The sequence below is a fragment of the Nitratireductor soli genome, assembly GCF_001050155.1.
GTDB classification, from domain to species: Bacteria; Pseudomonadota; Alphaproteobacteria; order Rhizobiales; family Rhizobiaceae; genus Nitratireductor; species Nitratireductor soli.
Genome location: NZ_LFVY01000036.1, coordinates 1 through 2,790, shown reverse-complemented (window position 1 = coordinate 2,790; position 2,790 = coordinate 1). Strand labels below are relative to the sequence as shown.

The 2,790-nt window shown below is 65.0% G+C and carries 1 protein-coding gene; it reads right to left on the bottom strand.

Going from position 1 to position 2,790, the window contains the following annotated elements:
* Window positions 1–2,454, bottom strand: a 2,454-nt coding sequence (locus AB843_RS24505; RefSeq protein WP_162230658.1) for a DUF7507 domain-containing protein, incomplete at its 3' end; no start/stop codon positions are given.
* Window positions 2,455–2,790: the final 336 nt, after the last annotated feature.

Genomic DNA, 2,790 nt, shown 5'->3' with positions numbered 1-2,790 from the left:
CAGTTCGATCGCCGGATTGGCGGCGAACGGGATGACCGTCGCATCGCCCGGCACGCCGTCGGCCGGCCGCGACAGCGCCGTCACGTCCTCGCCCTTCGGGTCCTTGCCCGTCGCCTCCGCCACGTTCTCGAACGAGCCCGCGTCGATGTCTCCTTGCGTGATCGTGTAGACGCCGGTGGCGCTCGTGTCGCTCACCCCCGGCGCCAGCGGCCCGGCGATCGGACTGCCCGACACCGTCGCCTTGTCGTCCTCCACCACGATGTCCGTCAGGCTGACATTGCCCGTGTTCGTCACCGTGAACGCATAGTCCACCGTCTCGCCCGCATCGGCGAAGCCGTTGGCATTGGCGTCGTTCAGCGTCGCCTCTTTCACCAGGTCGATCTCGCCGCGCCCGGCCACCGGGAAGCTTGTCGGATCGCCGGGCGTGCCGCCGGGCGGTCGCGACGTCCGGGTCACGTCGTCGCCGTTCGGATCCTTGGCGCTCGCACTGGCCACATTGTCCACATTGCCGCTGTCGATGTCGGCCTGCGTCACCGTATAGACGCCCGTCACGCTCGTGGAATCCACATCCCCCGGCGCCAGAGGCCCGGAGATCGGGCTGCCCGACACCGTCGCCTTCGAATCCGTCACCACGATGTTGGTCAGGCTCACATTGCCCGTGTTCTCGATCGTGAACGTGTAGTTGATGACCTCCCCCGCATCGACGAAGCCATTGTCGTTGGCGTCGTCATGCGTCGCCTCCTTGACGAAGTCGTAATCGGCGACCTGCTGCACCCCTCCCGGCGGGCTGGTCGGGTCGCCGGGGTTGCCGCCGGGCGGGCTCGACCGTTTCGGCACATCATTGCCATCCGGGTCCTTGGCATTGGCATCCGCCACATTGTCGACATTGCCCGCATCGATGTCGGCCTGGGTGATCGTGTAGGTGCCGGTCACGCTGGTCATGTCGACCACCCCTGGCGCAAGGCTCGCGATCGGACTGCCCGATACCGTCGCCCGCGAATCCGTCACCGCGACATCGGTCAGCGTCACATTGCCCGTGTTCGTCACGGTGAAGGTGTAGTCGATCGTCTCGCCGGCATCCATCCGGCCGTTGCTGTTGGCGTCCACATGCGCGGCCTCCTTGACGAAGTCGTAATCGGAAACCTTTTGCACCCCGCCAGGCGGTCGGGTCGGATCGCCAGGATTGCCACCCGGCGGGCGCGACTGCTTCGGCACATCGTCGCCGTTCGGGTCCTTGGCTGAGGCCGAGGCCACATTGTCGACATCGCCCGCATCGACATCGGCCTGCGTGACGGTGTAAACGCCCGTCACGCTCGTCGTATCCACCGCGCCGGCCGCAAGGCTCGGGATCGGGCTGCCCGAAACCGTCGCCCGCGAATCGGTCACCACGACGTCGGTCAACGTCACATTGCCCGTGTTTTCGACCGTGAAGGTGTAGTTGATCACCTCGCCGGCATCGATCAGCCCGTTGTCGTTGGCGTCGTCATGCGTTGCCGCCTTGACGAAGTCGTAATCGGCCTCCATCGGCGTCGGCGTGCTGGTCGGGTCGCCCGGATCCCCATCCGGCGGACGCGACTGCCGCGGCACGTCGTCCCCGTTCGGGTCCTTCGCAACCGCAGAGGCCACATTGTCCACGCTGCCCGAGGCCAGGTCGGCCTCGGTGACGGTGTAGGTGCCCGTCACATTGACGAAATCCACCGTCGCCGGCGCGAGCGTTGCGATGGGGCTGCCCGAGATCGTCGCCTTCGAATCCGTCACAGCGACGTCGGTCAACGTGACATTGCCGGTGTTCTCCACCGTGAAAGTGTAGTTGATCACCTCGCCGGCATCCGCCCGCCCATTGTCATTGGCATCGTCCAGAACCGCGTTCTTGACGAAGTCGTAGGAGGGGTTGCGCGGGATCGAGACGACCGTCGGCTCCTGATTGCCGCCGGCCGAGGCCCTGGAAAGCGCGGCGAACTCGCCGGTACTCGCCGTTCCAACACCGGTTGCCTGGTTGGAGATGCCGCCAGCATCGAAATCCTCCTGCACCAGTGTATAGGTCGCTGTGTAGGTGGCAGTCTCGGCCACTTGAAGCGTGCCCTCCGGCGAGCCGGCGTTGGAGGAGACGAAGGTCGGGCCCGTCGTCAACGAAAGCGGCGTGCCGTCGGCCCGCTCGAGAACGTCTTCGCTGATGGCGACAGCCGTCAGCGTCTCAACGCTCGTGTTCTCGACGGTCATCGTGAAGGTCACCACGTCGCCCACCGACGTTCCGCCCGAGGCGGTCTTGACGACCTTAATCAGGTCGGCGCCGATCGCAAAGCTGATGACACAATATTGGTGCCCGCTGCTGGGATGGTAGGCGCCGGCCCTCAACGTCTGCGAGGTGGCCTGGGCCGTGAAGACGAACACTTCCTGTTGCCATGTTGTCGTATCGGGGAACAGGATGGTTTGCGTATCCGCACCGCTCGACAAGGTCATTCCCGGACACGCATTCTGGTAAGTTTGAAATGTCGATCCCCGGCCGAGTGCGAAAAATGGGATCTTGTACTGCCTGCCCGGAACGAGGCCGGTCATCGTCGTCTGTATTTGTTCTGGCGGATGCATCGCGGAGAAGGTCGTAGCGCCCGTTGGGAGGCCGGGCAGCGGCGCATTGAGCCAAGGTCCCCAGGCCCACTGGCTGAGAGTGGAGCAGTCCGAATCGCCCACGACATTCGTCCACCCGGCAGGCGTATTGCCACCTCCCACGGTACACGGCGATGTCGGCGGAATGTTTTGCGCACTGGCGGACAATGTCCCCAGCCCCAGGAA